General features: G+C 70.4%; 12 protein-coding genes and 2 pseudogenes. 9 read left to right on the top strand and 5 right to left on the bottom strand.

Going from position 1 to position 15,239, the window contains the following annotated elements; all coding sequences use genetic code 11:
* Positions 1-244 precede the first annotated feature (244 nt).
* The 4 genes from ACWGI8_RS24075 (at position 245) to ACWGI8_RS24060 (ending at position 4,069) form a co-directional block, all read left to right on the top strand.
* Positions 245-568, top strand: coding sequence for a hypothetical protein (locus ACWGI8_RS24075; protein ID WP_453663818.1), 324 nt, complete (start codon positions 245-247; stop codon positions 566-568).
* Between the two features lie 156 nt (positions 569-724).
* On the top strand, positions 725-1,105 hold the full coding sequence (locus ACWGI8_RS24070; RefSeq protein ID WP_453663816.1) for a hypothetical protein: 381 nt from the start codon (positions 725-727) through the stop codon (positions 1,103-1,105).
* A gap of 22 nt (positions 1,106-1,127) precedes the next feature.
* Positions 1,128-2,861, top strand: a complete 1,734-nt coding sequence (locus tag ACWGI8_RS24065) for a sodium/solute symporter (RefSeq protein WP_453663815.1) — start codon at positions 1,128-1,130, stop codon at positions 2,859-2,861.
* Positions 2,858-4,069, top strand: a complete 1,212-nt coding sequence (locus ACWGI8_RS24060; RefSeq protein WP_453663814.1) for a histidine kinase — start codon at positions 2,858-2,860, stop codon at positions 4,067-4,069. The genes ACWGI8_RS24065 and ACWGI8_RS24060 overlap by 4 nt, the downstream gene beginning before the upstream one ends.
* A 109-nt stretch (positions 4,070-4,178) precedes the next feature.
* Here the strand turns inward: ACWGI8_RS24060 and ACWGI8_RS24055 are convergent, their stop codons facing one another.
* The gene (locus ACWGI8_RS24055; RefSeq protein WP_453663812.1) at positions 4,179-4,700 is read right to left on the bottom strand and encodes a hypothetical protein; all 522 of its coding nucleotides are present in this window, start codon (positions 4,698-4,700) and stop codon (positions 4,179-4,181) included.
* Positions 4,701-4,922: 222 nt separating this feature from the next.
* Between ACWGI8_RS24055 and ACWGI8_RS24050 the strand changes: the two genes are divergently transcribed.
* Positions 4,923-5,375, top strand: coding sequence for a nuclear transport factor 2 family protein (locus ACWGI8_RS24050; RefSeq protein WP_453663810.1), 453 nt, complete (start codon positions 4,923-4,925; stop codon positions 5,373-5,375).
* Here ACWGI8_RS24050 and ACWGI8_RS24045 read toward each other — a convergent pair.
* Entirely contained in the window at positions 5,318-5,914 is a 597-nt protein-coding gene (locus ACWGI8_RS24045) for a sigma-70 family RNA polymerase sigma factor (protein ID WP_453663808.1), read from the bottom strand. The genes ACWGI8_RS24050 and ACWGI8_RS24045 overlap by 58 nt on opposite strands.
* Positions 5,915-6,211: 297 nt before the next feature.
* Between ACWGI8_RS24045 and ACWGI8_RS24040 the strand changes: the two genes are divergently transcribed.
* A complete protein-coding gene (locus ACWGI8_RS24040) occupies positions 6,212-7,348 on the top strand; it encodes a CapA family protein (protein WP_453663820.1) in 1,137 nt (378 codons plus the stop codon).
* A 24-nt stretch (positions 7,349-7,372) separates the two neighbouring features.
* Here ACWGI8_RS24040 and ACWGI8_RS24035 read toward each other — a convergent pair whose 3' ends face one another.
* Together ACWGI8_RS24035 and ACWGI8_RS24030 are read right to left on the bottom strand one after the other, a co-directional pair.
* Positions 7,373-8,806, bottom strand: coding sequence for an amino acid permease (locus ACWGI8_RS24035; protein ID WP_453663807.1), 1,434 nt, complete (start codon positions 8,804-8,806; stop codon positions 7,373-7,375).
* Positions 8,807-8,951: 145 nt separating this feature from the next.
* Positions 8,952-9,023, bottom strand: a pseudogene (locus tag ACWGI8_RS24030) (universal stress protein); the annotation flags it as partial.
* A gap of 125 nt (positions 9,024-9,148) precedes the next feature.
* Between ACWGI8_RS24030 and lysX the strand changes: the two are divergent.
* Positions 9,149-12,457: a bifunctional lysylphosphatidylglycerol synthetase/lysine--tRNA ligase LysX gene (gene lysX / locus ACWGI8_RS24025; protein WP_453663805.1), complete on the top strand. Its 3,309-nt coding sequence runs from the start codon at positions 9,149-9,151 to the stop codon at positions 12,455-12,457.
* A gap of 111 nt (positions 12,458-12,568) precedes the next feature.
* Positions 12,569-13,399 (top strand): polysaccharide deacetylase family protein, encoded by an 831-nt coding sequence (locus ACWGI8_RS24020; protein ID WP_453663804.1) that lies wholly within the window; start codon positions 12,569-12,571, stop codon positions 13,397-13,399.
* A 60-nt stretch (positions 13,400-13,459) separates the two neighbouring features.
* Here ACWGI8_RS24020 and ACWGI8_RS24015 read toward each other — a convergent pair whose 3' ends face one another.
* Entirely contained in the window at positions 13,460-14,119 is a 660-nt protein-coding gene (locus tag ACWGI8_RS24015; protein WP_453663802.1) for a class F sortase, read from the bottom strand.
* An 883-nt stretch (positions 14,120-15,002) separates the two neighbouring features.
* On the opposite strand from ACWGI8_RS24015, the pseudogene ACWGI8_RS24010 reads away from it, so the two are divergent.
* Positions 15,003-15,239: pseudogene (locus ACWGI8_RS24010) on the top strand (hypothetical protein); the annotation flags it as partial.

The following is a 15,239-nucleotide window of genomic DNA, read 5'->3' as shown; positions in this document are numbered from 1 at the left end:
CCCTCGTACTGGACGTACTTGGGTGACGCGACAACGCAGCGAGGTGCCGTGCAGGGCGTCGCGAGCCGGTGAACCTTTCCGGCCACGGCACTAGGTGACCGTTCGGCGCGCGCGGGGCGCCGCTCGGCGTCCCGTCGGGCCCGTACGGCGACGGGCGCACCCCGCTGACCGAGCCGCACCCGGAATCCGAGCTGCCGCTCCCCGTACCCGCCTACGCTTGATCGGCAAGGGGAGAAGGGGCCTGATGTCGGACATCGAAGCGCTGCTCGAGGAGCTCAGCGGGCTGCAGGCGATCCGGCCCGCGGGCCCGGGCGACATCGAGGCGCTCCTCGCCAAGGCCAAGAGCGCCGCCGGCCGGTGGGCCGATGTGCTGGACGAGATCCAGGAGTCCACGCAGGGACTGGTCGGACCGCGCGCGGAGGCCGCCCTGGAGGTCGCGTTCCGCCGCGCCGAGGAGTCGTACGTCGAACTGGAGATCGCCCTCGCGGACTGCACCCGCCGGCGTGCGGGCCACCGAGTCCCGGGCGCCGCGACCCGCGACCAGGGCGGCGCATCCGCGCCACCGTGATCGGGCCGAGACCCTCGGGCGCCTACCCTCCGTCATTCCTCCTGCGTAGACTCCGTAGATCCTCGGACCTGCACCTGTAGATCCTCGGACCTGCACCTTGTCCGAACGTGCCGCCCGTCCGAACGAGTCGCCGAGAGATGCCGGGAGCGGACACCGATGTCTGCAGAGCAGCCACCCCGCCGTGAAGTGGTCACCGGAGTGCCCCGTGGAGCCCGCCGTCGGCCCGGTCACGCGCCCGCGCGCTCCGAGATCAGCGAGCAGACCCCCCTCGGCACGGTGTACGTCCGCTCCCTGATGCGCAGCCAGCTCCGAACGGCGCTGTACGCGCTGGGCACGCTCGTTCTGCTCGTCGGCACGCTCCCCCTGCTGTTCGCGTTCCCCGCCGCCGTCCTCGGCTCCTTCTCCTCTCCCGAGCCGTTCGTCTGGGCGGCGCTCGGAGTGGCCGTCTATCCGGTGATGTGGCTGATCGCGCGCTGGTACGTCCGCCGGGCCGAGCGCAACGAACGCGACTTCACCGGGCTCGTCGAGGGCCGCTGACGCCGCGAGCGGGGGACAACCGGTGAACCAGACCTATGCGGTGACGGCCGTCACCTTCGTCGTCCTCGCGACCGTTCTCATCGGCGCACTCGGCCTGCGCATATCCCGCACGACGTCCGACTTCTACGTCGCCTCGCGTACCGTCAAACCCGGCCTCAACGCCGCGGCCATCAGCGGCGAGTACCTCTCCGCCGCCTCCTTCCTCGGTATCGCGGGACTCGTGCTCCTCCAGGGCCCCGACATGCTCTGGTACCCCGTCGGCTATACCGCCGGCTATCTCGTTCTGCTGGTGCTCGTCGCCGCCCCGCTGCGCCGCTCGGGGGCGTACACCCTCTCCGACTTCGCCGAGGCCCGGCTCGAATCCGCCACGGTGCGGCGACTCGCCAGCCTCTTCGTCGTCGGCATCGGCTGGCTCTATCTGCTCCCGCAGCTCCAGGGTGCGGGGCTGACCCTGGAGATACTCACCGGTGCACCCGACTGGGTCGGCGGACTCGTCGTCGCCGTCGTCGTCACCGGCGCCGTCGCCGCGGGCGGCATGCGCTCCATCACCTTCGTGCAGGCCTTCCAGTACTGGCTGAAGCTCACCGCGCTCCTGGTGCCCGCCCTGTTCCTGGTCGCCTCCTGGCTCGGCGACGACGCGCCCCGGGCCCGCTTCGACGCCCCCACCGTCTTCCGCGAGCACACCGTCGTCAGGATCGACGACACCGTACGGGTCGAGCTCGAAGGACCGCTCACCGTCAGCGTCTCCGGCACGGTCGACGGTGCCCGGCACGACGGACAGCGGCTCACCCTCGGAGAGGGGACCCACCGCATCGACGCCGGGACCACCCTCACGTTCCCCAAGGGCGCCGAAGTACCCGAACGCGCGTCCACCGGCGCGGACCCGTTCAGCTGGTCCCAGCCGCTCGCGGGCGGACGCGACGGCTACCAGCTCTATGCGACCTACGGACTGATACTCGCGACCTTCCTCGGCACGATGGGACTGCCCCATGTCGCCGTCCGCTTCTACACCAGCCCCAACGGCCGTGCCGCGCGCCGCACGACCCTTGTCGTGCTCGGCCTGATCGGCTCCTTCTACCTGCTGCCGCCCGTCTACGGCGCCCTCGGCCGTGTCTACGCCCCCGAACTCGCCCTCACCGGAGAGGCCGACGCCGCCGTGCTCGTCCTGCCGGAACGGATCGTCGGCGGTCTCGCGGGCGATCTGCTCGGCGCGCTCCTCGCGGGCGGGGCGTTCGCCGCGTTCCTGTCCACCGCCTCCGGTCTGACGATGTCCGTCGCGGGCGTCCTCACCCAGGACATGCTGCCCTCGCGCGGTGTACGGCATTTCCGGCTCGCGACCGTCCTCGCCATGGCGGTTCCGCTCGCCGTGAGCATCGTCGCCACCAATGTGCCGGTGGCGGACGCCGTCGGGCTCGCGTTCGCCGTCTCCGCCTCGTCGTTCTGCCCGCTGCTCGTCCTCGGCATCTGGTGGCGGCGGCTCACCCCGCCGGGCGCCGCGGCCGGACTCGTCACCGGCGGCGGCGCCGCGCTGACCGCCGTCATGGCCACCCGGGCAGGCCTCGCCCCCGAAGGCTGGGCGCACACCCTGATGGCCTGGCCTGCCGTCTGGTCGGTGCCTCTCGGCTTCCTCACCATGGTGCTGGTGTCGCTCGCGACCCCCCGCCACATACCGTCCGGCGCCGCCGCCATCCTCGCGCGCCTCCATCTGCCGGAAGACCTCGTCGGACGGCCGCAGCCCGAAGGAGCGCAGCGATGACCGGAATGGCACTGGCCGCCCTGAGCGCAGCCGGAGCCGTCCTGCTCGCTGCGGGGTTCGCCCTCGGCCGGCTCACGGCGCGCCGCGACACCGACCCCGACCTGGACCTCGGCACGCCGGTGGAGCGCGCGACCTTCCACACCCTGCACACCGCGTCGCTCGCCGCGCCGCCGCTACGGGCCGGGCTCACCGAGGACACCGCCCGCAAGGCCGCCCGCCGACTGCGCTCGCTGCTCGGCACCGAGGCCCTCTGTCTCACGGACCGCGAAACCGTCCTCGCCTGGGACGGCCTCGGCGGCGACCACCACCAGCAGCGGGTGATGCGCCGGGTCGCCGAGGTGCTGGACTCCGGCCGCAGCCAGAGCATCCGCACCGGCTGTGACGACGTCGAGTGCCCACTGCGCTGGGCCGTCGTCGCCCCGCTCACCGGCGAGGAGGGTGTGCTCGGCGCGCTCGTCGCCTATGGCTCCAAGGAATCGGCGGTCCTCGTACGGGCCGCCACCGAGGTCGCCCGCTGGGTCTCCGTACAGCTGGAACTCGCCGAGCTCGACCGCTCCAGGACCCGGCTCATCGAGGCCGAGATCCGCGCCCTGCGCGCGCAGATATCCCCCCACTTCATCTTCAACTCGCTCGCCGCGATCGCCTCCTTCGTCCGCACCGATCCCGAGCGCGCCCGTGAACTCCTCCTGGAATTCGCCGATTTCACCCGGTACTCGTTCCGCAGGCACGGCGACTTCACCCACCTCGCCGACGAACTCCGCTGCATCGAGCAGTACCTCGCGCTCGCCGGGGCGCGCTTCGGGGACCGGCTCAAGGTGACTCTCCAGATCGCCCCCGAAGTGCTCCCGGTCGCCCTGCCCTTCCTCTGTCTCCAGCCGCTCGTCGAGAACGCCGTCAAGCACGGACTCGAGGACTCCAGGGACGAGTGCCGCGTCTCGATCTCGGCGCAGGACGCGGGCTCCGAGGCGGTGGTGACCATCGAGGACGACGGCGTCGGCATGGACCCCGCCGAGCTGCGCCGGATCCTGGCGGGGGAGGGCTCCCGTTCCTCCGGCATCGGTCTGTCCAACGTCGACGAACGGCTGCGGCAGGTGTACGGGGACGACTACGGACTGGTCATCGAGACGGGCACCGGGGCAGGCATGAAGATCACCGCAAGGATCCCCAAGTACCGCGCCGGGGTGCACAAGAACTCCGGCGGGCGCTGAGCCGCACAGCACGTTCGTCCTCGCGTCGACGGGAGTGGCGTGCAGCAGCGCCGACGGTGCCGGACGCCGGACGGCGCCGGCCGCCCGGGCAGCAGGCAGAACCGCGAGCTCAGAAGAGTTGGACGGCCAGGTGCCCCAGCGGAAGCCCCAGCCGCCAGGCCGGCGTCCACACCTGTGACGACTCGTCCAGGGCCGCGCCCACCGGCAGAGCGGGATGCCAGGGCCCGGGGTCGTCGCCGAGGTCGGCGGCGAGCAGCTCGGTCTGCTCCAGCCACCGCCAGGCGTCCCTGGCCAGCGCCAGATCGGGGTCCGGCCGCCCGGTGTCCCGCTCGAAGGCTTCCCGGACGGCCATGCGTTCGCGCACCCACTCCTTCCAGGGGTGTCCGTAGGCGGTGACCGACAGCCACTCGTCCAGCCCGGACAGCATCCGGACACCGGCGGGTTCGTCCATGCTCTCGCAGAGGTGGACCGTCAGGGCCAGGGTCTCCCGGCCCGCTCTGAACTCCAGTGAGCCGGTCTCCACCAGGCCGCCGGCGCGTAGCACGTGATCCGCTATGTACTCGGCACAAAGCCAGGCGATGGGGACCGCCAGATCCCCTCCACTGGTCCCGTTCGTACTCTCGGGCAGCACAATCTCCACCTTCTCCCGGATGCTTCAGCGCGGGTCTCGACGACGAGCCTCCACCGAGAGACACGCCTCAGGGTTCCTCTTTACTCAACTCGACCGGCTCGTTTCGAATCCGGTCGCCGCGAATTCGTGTCACGAGGGAGACCAGGGGACGGATGGGGAAGCGGGGGCCGAAGTGACGGGCTTGCGGCTGCGTCCGCCGCATGCGCTCCGTACCGTTGCCCCATGAATCCGGTACAGGACCACCCCCTCGTCGAGACCGCGATCCGTTACCACCGGGCGGTGGCGGGATTCGCGACGGGGAAGGAGCTCGGACGGTTCTTCCACGAGGACGCCATCCACGACGAACTGCCCAACGCCCTCTTCCCCGACGGTGTGCGACGCGACCTCGAAGGTCTGCTCGCGGCCGCGGAACAGGGCCGCAAGACGCTCACCGAACAGAGCTTCGAGGTGATCAACGCGGTCGCGCACGGCGACCAGGTCGCCCTCGAGGTGACCTGGACGGGCAGACTCGCCGTCCCGCTCGGTGGTCTTCCCGCGGGACATGTCCTGCGTGCGCACATCGCCACGTTCCTGGAGTTCCGCGACGGTCTGATCGTCGCGCAGCGGAACTACGACTGCTACGAGCGGATCGCGCTCGCCCGGGAGCCGGAGCCGGAGCCGGGTGTCCGGCTGTAGCCGGGCAGACAGCGGGCGAGGGCGCGCAGGGCGTAGTGCGAACGCGACTTGACCGTGCCCGCCGGGATGCCGAGCGTCCGGGCCGCCTCGCCCACGCTCCGGCCGTGGAAGTAGATCTGCACCAGCACGGCACGGTGCTCGGGGCTCAGCCTGCCGACCGCCGCGCGGACGTCGAGCGCGGCGACCGCGCGGTCGGTGACGTCCGACGGGTCGGGTGTGGCGGCGAGGACCCCGTCGCCGATCTCGATCGGCCGGGCCAGCCGGGAGCGACGCGCGTCGATCGCGAGACGGCGGCCGACGGTGAAGAGCCACGGCCGCATCGACTCGTACGGCGCGTCGAACGCCTCCGGATGCTGCCAGGCCCTCAGCAGGGTCTCCTGGAGGAGGTCCTCGGCACGCTGCCGGTCCCCGTAGGTCAGTCCGAGGAGAAAGCTCAGCAGGGCGGGACCGTGTTCGTGCTGCAGCTCTTCCAGCGCCCGCTCGTCGGTCGTCGCCGTCGCCGTCGCTGTCGCTGTCGCTGTCGCTGTCGCCGTCGGCATCGTCGGCATCCTTTCGCGCAAGAATTTCCGGAGAGTTCGCTGCTACGTGGCGTATTCGAACGCATGGGGGCGGGAAGGGGCAGGCGCCGCACACGGATGTGCGTTGAGCGGTCGCACGATGCGGCGAATGGTGCGGCGAGCGGTCGGCCGGCCTTCGGCGGGTGGTCAGCCGGATGAGTGGCATCCATTTGATCATGATTTGATCGCATTGTGCGTTTTGATGCTTGACTGAGGCTTGTGATCAGGTACGGACGCACGGCTGTGCCGGCTGTGATTGCCGCCGCGCTGCTCGGCACCATGGCGGGCTGCGGCGGCCCCGGGCAGACCAAGGGCGCCGCCCCCGGCCGGCGGGAGCCCGAACCTCCCACGCACCCCACCGCGGCCGGATCCTCGACGGCCCGCGGCTTCACCCTCGTCGCCGCCGGCGACGTCCTCCCGCACGCCTCGGTCATCCGCCAGGCGGCGGCGGACGCGCACGGCGACGGCTACGACTTCCGGCCCATGCTCGACGGCATCCGATCCGTCGTGTCCCGGGCCGACATCGCGATCTGCCACATGGAGACGGTGTACGGCGAGAACAGCGGGCCCTATACGGGCTACCCCGCCTTCAAGTCCCCGCCGCAGATCGCCGAAGCCCTTCGCGCCACCGGCTACGACTCGTGCTCCACCGCGTCCAACCACAGCCTGGACGACGGAGCCGACGGCGTACGCCGCACACTCGACACGCTCGACCGGGCAGGCGTCGAGCACGCCGGCACCGCCCGCAGCGCGGCCGAGGCCCGTCGGCCCGCCTGGCTGCATGCCGGATCGGCGAAGGTCGCCCAACTCGCCTACACCTACGGAACCAACGGCATTCCGCTCCCCGAGGGCCGGCCGTGGGCGGTCAACCGCATCGACGAGCGGCAGATCCTCCAGGACGCCAGGGCCGCCCGCCGGGCAGGCGCCGACGTCGTCGTGGTCAGCGTGCACTGGGGCACCGAATGGCAGACAGCGCCCGACCGGCAGCAGCTGCGGCTCGGCGACACCCTGACCGCCGCCCGTACCGGAGGGCGGCCCGACATCGACCTCGTCATCGGCACCCACGCCCATGTCCCGCAGGCCTACGAGAAGGTCAACGACGCCTGGGTGGTGTACGGCATGGGCGACCAGATCGCCGGCCCCATGACCAACCACGACGGCGCCCACGACCCGCGCGGCAACCAGGGCACCATCGGTCGCTTCACCTTTGCCCCGCCCGCCCGGCCCGGTGGGCGCTGGGTGGTGACCAAGGCCGAGTTCATCCCGCAGTGGATGGACACGGCCGCCGGCCGCGTGGTCAACCTGAACGCGGCGATCGACCGCGGTGCGGCGCACCACACCGCCGTACGCGACCGGATCCGCGACGTCGTCCTGAGCCGCGGGGCCGCCGCCGACGGTCTCGTCATGGGCCGTTGACCGGGCGCGCGGGTGGCACCCGGGTCACGGCGTCTTCGGCCCGGCCTGCGCCTCCGCCTCCGCGAGCCCCGAGTGCCGGTACGAGTACGTGAAGTAGATGATCAGGCCGATCACGAGCCACACCGCGAAACGGATCCAGGTGTGCACGGTCAGAAACGTGATCAGCCAGAGCGAGAACGCGACACCGATCGCCGGCACGAAAGGCATGCCCGGGCAGCGGAACGCCCGCGGCAGCTCCGGCTGCCGGTAGCGCAGCACGATCACCGCGATGCAGACCACGACGAACGCCAGCAGAATGCCGATGTTCGTCAGCTCCGCCGCCTCGCCGATCGGCAGGAACCCGGCGATGACCGCCGACGCCACACCCACGATCCAGGTCACCCGCACCGGCACATGTCGTTTCGGGCTGGTCTTCGCGAACCAGTGGGGCAGCAGCCCGTCCCGGCTCATCGCGAACCACACCCGCGTCACACCGAGCATGAACGTGAACATCACGGTGATGATGCCGATGATCGCGCCCACCGCGATGACGTTCGCGAGACCGCCAAGACCCACGGACTTGAAGGCTGAGGAGAAGCCGCTCTCCGGGTCGATCTCCGTGTAGTTCTGCATGCCCGTGAGCACCAGACACGCCAGCACGTACAGCACCATCGAGATCGCCAGCGAGTAGAGGATCGCCTTCGGCATATGGCGCTGCGCGTCCTTGGACTCCTCGGCCGCTGTCGACATCGCGTCGTACCCGAACACCGCGAAGAAGACCGTCGCCGCACCCGCGAACGCCCCGCTGACGCCGAACGGGAAGAACGGGTTGTAGTTGGACGTGTCGATGTGGAAGAAGCCGACCACGATCACCAGCAGGACGACCAGGACCTTCAGCACCACGACGACCGTCTCGAAACGGGCCGCGTTCTTGATACCGAGCGTGAGCAGATATGCGGTGAACAGACACAGCAGCGATGCGAAAAGATCGACCTGATGTCCCTCGCCCGTGCCCGGCGCACCCAGCATCCAGACGGGCAGCGGTGCGCCCAGCTCGACGAGGAGGAAGTTGAAGTACCCGGAGATGCCGATCGCGACCACCGCCACGATCGCCGTGTACTCCAGCAGCAGATCCCAGCCGATGAACCAGCCTGCCAGCTCACCGAGCACCGCATAGCCGTAGGTGTACGCCGACCCCGCCTTCGGGATCAGACCGGCGAACTCGGCGTACGAGAAGGCCGCGGCGGCGCTCGCCACGCCCGCGATCAGGAACGAGATGACGACCGCGGGGCCCGCCTTTTCGTTCGCGACCGCTCCGGTGAGGGCGAAGATCCCGGCGCCGATGATGCCGCCGATGCCGATGGCCGTGAGCTGCCACAGGCCCAGCGTTCTCGTGAGCTGTTCGCTCGGCGCGCCTTCTTCGATCAGTTCGATGGGCTTGCGGCGCAGTACGCCCTGCCCCATCCGGAGCCCTGCCATGAGTCACCTCTTCGCGCACCGCTGTCGGACGACGGCGGCTCATGATGGACCAGGGACGCCGGTGACGGAAGGCGACATGCTGCAGCGGAGGCGAGGATTCCGCACGGGCTACGGGGCAACCCCACCGAGCCGATGATCCGGTGCCCCGCCGGGCGAGGCCACCCGCGTACGCCGCCGCCCGCGGCGACGAATCGGAGCCGTCCACGCCCACGACAATGACCTTCGGACCGTCGGTGCCTCGTTCGAACCGGTGGGCCGCTGCCGGGGCTCCCGCGCACTCGCACCATCGAGGCCATCGCTGCCGACAGGCGCCCGGCCGAGGGGCTCCCTAGAGTGCGGAGCATGAGTGTCAGCGTGGAGGAGCGCGCAGCCGGCACCCGCCGCCGCTTCACGAGCAAGGTGCCGGACGGCTTCGCGATGTTCTTCGCCCTGCTCGGAGCGTTCTGCGCGATCCTGGCCCTGATCGTGCCCCTGCGCAGGCCGCTGCGCCCGGTCGCGCTCTTCCTCGACCAGGTTGCCGTCCCCGTCAGCGCCAACCTCGCCTACGCCGTCTTCCTGCTGCTGCTCGCGGCCGCGATCGGAGCCCGCAAGAAGATCGCGTGGTGGCTGGTCGTGGCCTATCTGGCACTCCTCGTCGTCGCCGACGTCCTGGTCCTCGTCTTCTACCGGGACACGGACTGGGTCCCCAACCTGGTCCTCTGCCTGATCGCCCTCGCGATCCTCCTCCTCGCACGGCACGAGTTCTACGGGCTGACACGGCGCGGCGCCCTGCGGCACGCGATCCTCGTCCTGATCCTCGGACTCGCCATCGGAATCCTGGTCGGCTGGGGACTCGTCGAACTCTTCCCGAACACCCTCGTCCGCGAACAGCGGCTGCTGTGGTCCGCCAACCGGGTGCTCGGCGGCCTCGTCTCCGGCGCCCAGTTCGACGGCAGCCCACCCCGCGCCCTCTTCTTCCTCCTCGGCCTCTTCGGCGCGCTCGCCCTGCTCAACGCCGCCCGTACGCTCTTCCGCTCACAGCGCATGGAAGCCGCCCTCCACGGCGACGAGGAACCCCGTCTGCGCGCGCTGCTCGGGGCGTACGGCTCACAGGACTCCCTCGGCTACTTCGCCACCCGGCGCGACAAGGCCGTCGTCTTCTCGCCCAGCGGCAAGGCCGCCGTCACCTACCGCGTCGAGGTCGGGGTCGCCCTGGCCAGCGGCGACCCCGTCGGTGACAAGGAAGCATGGACCCCCGCCATCGAGGCGTGGCTGGACGTCGCCCGCCGCTACGCCTGGGCGCCCGCCGTCATGGGAGCCTCCGAGGACGGTGCACGGTCATACGCCCGCTCCGGACTCGGCGCCATCCAGCTCGGTGACGAGGCGATCCTGTACGTCGACCGGTTCGACCTCGACGGCCGGGACATGCGGGTCACCCGGCAGGCCGTCGGCCGGGTCCGCCGACTCGGCGCGACCGCCCGGATCCGCCGCCACTCCGCCCTCACCGACGAGGAGATGAAACAGATCATCGCCCGGGCGGACGCCTGGCGGGACACCGAGACCGAGCGTGGCTTCTCCATGGCCCTCGACCGGCTCGGCGACCCCGAGGACGGCGAATGCCTGCTCGTCGAGGCCTTCGACGCCGACGAGAAGCTCATCGCGCTGCTCTCCTTCGTCCCCTGGGGGCGCGACGGCATCTCCCTCGACCTCATGCGCCGCGACCGCCACACCGCGCCCAACGGCATCATGGAGTTCATGGTCGCGGAACTGTGCGACCACGCCCCCCAGCTCGGCGTCCGCCGGATCTCCCTCAACTTCGCCGTCTTCCGCTCCGCCTTCGAAGAAGGCGCCCGGATCGGCGCCGGACCGGTGCTGCGGCTCTGGCGCCGCCTGCTGCTCTTCTTCTCCAAGTGGTGGCAGCTGGAGGCGCTCTACCGGTCCAACGTCAAGTACCAGCCCGCCTGGTACCCGCGGTTCCTCTGCTACGGAGACGCCGGCTCCCTCGCCCGGATCGGCCTCGCCTCGGGGATCGCCGAGGGCTTCGTCTCCGTACCCAGCCTGCGCAAACGGTGGGGCAGGGGCCGGCCGCGCGGAGACACCGGGCCCGTGGCCGGCACCGCGGGCCTGCCGCCGATCGACTCCCTGCAACTGGCCGGGCCCGACACCGTGCGCCCCATGGGGGAGCGCAGACTGCCCGAGCAGGTACGGATCCGCCACCGCAAACTGGAGCGGCTGCGTGAACAGGGCATCGACCCCTACCCGGTCGGGGCTGCCGCACGCAGCGGCACCCTCGCCGCGGTCCGCGCCGCGCACCCCGGCCTCGGGGCCGGAGCGCGCACCGGCGAACAAGTCACCGTCGCCGGGCGCGTCATGGCCGTACGCGACTTCGGAGGCGTCGTCTTCGCGGTGCTGCGCGACTGGTCGGGCGACCTCCAAGTCGCCTTCACCCGCGACGGATCGGGCCCCGGTGTGCTCGCCGCGTTCACCGCCGACGCCGATCTCGGGGACCACATCACCACCACCGGGAAGATCGGCGCCAGTGATCGCGGCGAGCTCACCGTCTTCGTCACCGCCTGGCAGCTCACCGCCAAATGCCTGCGTCCGCTGCCCGAAAAGCGACGCGGACTCGCCGACCCCGAGGCCCGCGTCCGGCGCCGCTATCTCGACCTCGTCGCCAGCCCCGACGCGCGCAGTGTCGTACGCGCACGCTCCACCGCCGTCCAGGCACTGCGCCAAGGGCTGCTCGACCGCGGCTATCTCGAGGTCGAGACCCCGATGCTCCAGCAGATCCACGGCGGCGCCAACGCACGCCCCTTCACCACCCACATCAATGTCTACGACATGAACCTCTATCTGCGCATCGCCCCCGAACTGTTCCTGAAACGGCTGTGCGTGGGCGGCATGGAGAAGGTCTTCGAGATGGGCCGCACCTTCCGCAACGAAGGCGTCTCGTACAAGCACAACCCCGAGTTCACGATGCTGGAGGCCTATCAGGCCTTCGCCGACTACGACGTGATGCTCGACCTCACCCGTGAACTCATCCAGGGCGCCGCCACCGCCGCCTTCGGAGCGCCCGTCGCACACAAGGCAGGAACGGACGGCAAGTTCGTCGCGCACGACATCTCCGGGCCGTGGCCGGTCAAGACCCTCTACGGCGCGGTCTCGGAGGCGCTCGGCGAGCAGGTCGACGCCGACACCGACGAGGACACCCTGCGCAGGCTCTGCGATCTGGCCGGAGTCCCGCACAGCCCCGACGACACCCGTGGCGACGTCGTGCTGGAGATGTACGAGCGGCTGGTGGAGGAGAAGACCCAGCTGCCCACCTTCTACAAGGACTTCCCGACCGACGTCTCCCCGCTGACCCGCCAGCACCGCCGCGACCCGCGCCTCGCCGAACGCTGGGACCTCGTCGCGTTCGGTACGGAACTGGGCACCGCCTACTCGGAGTTGACCGACCCGGTGGAGCAGCGGCGTCGCCTGACCGCCCAGTCGCTGCTCGCCGCGGGCGGCGACCCGGAGGCCATGGAGCTCGACGAGGACTTCCTGGACGCGCTGGAGTACGCGATGCCGCCGACCGGCGGACTCGGTATCGGCGTCGACCGGCTGGTGATGTTCCTGACCGGCCTCACCATCCGCGACACGCTGCCATTCCCTCTGGTGCGCCGCCACTGATCAGGCAACTGTCCGATCACTTGCGCCAAATGATCGCCCCATCGGGTGTATCACACCGCCGAACCGGTGTTGCTCAGGGGCGCCGGCCATCGCCCGTGGCAGCCATTGCTCATGGAGAAGGATCAGATGCTGCCGGGGCGGCGGACGGTGCTGAGCATCGCCGCATGCGCCGCCGCCGCCGTCGCACCCCTGTTCACCTCGGAGCGGTCCAAGGCGCCTGGCCGGCGCGCGGCCCCGCCTCCGATGGCCGGCCCCCAGGCGAGTGCGGTGAGGAAGGCGTCCGAGTACCGGCTGCAGCCGATGACGGCGTTCGCCCCGACACCTCTGACCAGAGCCGCGACTCCCGTACGGCGGCGGCCCTTTCTGAGCATGCCGTCGCTGGGCCGTTCCGTGGTGCTGAGCTTCGACGACGGCCCCGACCCCCGCTACACCCCGGAGATCCTGAAGACGCTGCGACGGTACGGTGTACCTGCCATGTTCTTCGTCTGCGGGGAGAGGGCGGCCGACAACCGGGACCTGCTGCGGGAAATGGCCGACGACGGCCATGTGGTGGGCAACCACACCTGGTCGCATCCGCTGATGTCCCGGCTCGGCCGGTCCGGCATCCGTGGCGAACTGGCCGGCACCAGCGAGCTCGTCGAGAAGACCCTCGGCGCCCCGCCGCTGTGGTACCGGGCGCCGTACGGGGCGTGGAACAGGTGTTCCTTCGAGATCGGTGCCGAGCTGGGCATGGAGCCGCTCGCCTGGACCATCGACACCGTCGACTGGAGCGAGCCCGGCGCCGGCGCCATCGTCAGCAGCGTCCTGGACGGCGCGGAGCCCGGCGCGATCGTCCTCTCGCACGACGCGGGCGGCAACCGCTCGCAGAGCGTGGCGGCGCTGCGCCACTATCTGCCGCGGCTGCTGGACTCCGGATACCGCATCGCGGTGCCGAGCCGCTGAACAGCGCGGATCCCTGGAACAGCGCTGACCGTCCGGCCTGCCGAAGGGCGGGCCGGGCGCTCATCGCGACGCGATCATGCGGGCGAAGACGACGACGTTGCCGTCGTAGCCACCGGCCCGGGAGTATCCGCCGCCGCAGGTGATCACGCGCAGCTCAGGGGTGCCGGTGTCACCGTAGACACGGGCGCCGGGGAAGTTGTTCTTGGAGAACACCTCGACGCCGTACACCTCGAAGATCGCGACCTTGCCGTCGTAGCGGGTCACCTCGACGAACTGGCCCTTCTGCAGCGCGCCCAGACCGTAGAAGACGGCGGGCCCCCCGGCGTTGTCGACATGGCCCACGACCACGGCGGTGCCCTGCTGACCGGGTGCGATGCCGTTCTGGTACCAGCCGGCGAGGTTGGGGTCCTGCGGAGCCGGCGCCTGGATCCAGCCGTTCGCGTCCAGCCCCACGTCGACCATCGGCGCGTCCACCCGGATCGACGGGATGGCGATCCGCGAGGCGGGGGCGTACGGGAGCTGCTGGACGGAGCCGGTCACAGGGACCGAGTCCAGACCGGAGCGGCGGCTGTCCAACGCGGCCGCGACGGCGGGCTGGGGCGGCCCCATCCCCACGTCGATGCCGTTCCGCACCAGCGCGAGTCCGGTGAGCATGACGAGAGCCAGCACGCCCCACGGTGAACGTTTTCTGGACTCCGAGCCGGTGTAGTCCTGGCCCATGGTTCTCCCATCTCATCGTCTGCTTGCAGGCACGCTAAGCGCCCGGATCGGACGCGGCGACCGGAGAGGGGCGAACGGGTGGTACGGCCACTCGGGGTGACCCGAACGAGTACATAGCCATACAAAACTTCTGATGGTCCGTGACCTGCGGCTCCGTCAGATCTGGGCACTCCGCACCGGCGTGTCGGCTCACTGGGGTGGACGAGTCCCGGAATGCGGTGAATGCGCAAGCCGGTGAATGTTCGTCATGGAGGGCGTTCTCGTCGATCTCCCGGAGCACCGTTCCGGGGCGTCTTCTATTGGAGGTTCAACCATGCGTGCTTCACGCACTCTCGCGGTGGCCTTCACCGCATGCGCGACCGTCGGGCTCTCAGCACCGCTGGCCGCCGCCACCACCAGCAACGGGGGCAACAGCGGACCGAGAAACGTCTCCCTTTCCCCGAACGCGGTCCACCAGGGCGGGACCATCACCATCCTTGTCGATGGCTGCGGCCGTGGCGGCACGGTCACGTCCAACGCCTTTCCCGCAGCCAATCTCTTCAGGGACGGTGGGATCGGGTTCGGGAACTACGGCGCGAACCGTGACCAGGGGCGCAATGGCGACAGCCGCGACGACGAGGGAGAGGGAGGCTGGGACGAGGGGGGCAATGAGAACGGCCTCGGCCAGGGCGGGAACGGCAACGGGAACGGGAACGGGAACGGGAACGGGAACAACAACGGGAACAACAACGGCAACCGTCGTGACCAGGGTGGGAACAACGGCCGCAACAACAACAACGACAACCGCCGGGACCAGGGCGGGAACAACAACGGCCGCAACAACAACAACGACAACCGCCGCAACGACAACCGTCGCGACAACGACCGGGGCCGCGGCGGCGTCGGCGCCTATCTCGCCACGGCCCGGATCTTCGACGGCGCGACGCCCGGCCAGTACAACCTCGCCGTCCGGTGCAACGATCACAACCGGATCGCCACCCAAACGTTCACCGTCCTCGCCGCTCGCGGCACGCTGGGTGGCGTCGGTGGTTCGCTCGGCCCCTCCAGCACCGAAATGGCCGTCGGTGGCGGACTCGTCGCCGCAGCGGCCGTCGGCGGCACCTTCTTCATCATCCGGCGC

This window comes from Streptomyces sp. NPDC054841, assembly GCF_053611045.1.
Note: the sequence above shows the minus strand (reverse complement) of the source record. Positions and strands in the feature narration are given on the sequence as shown.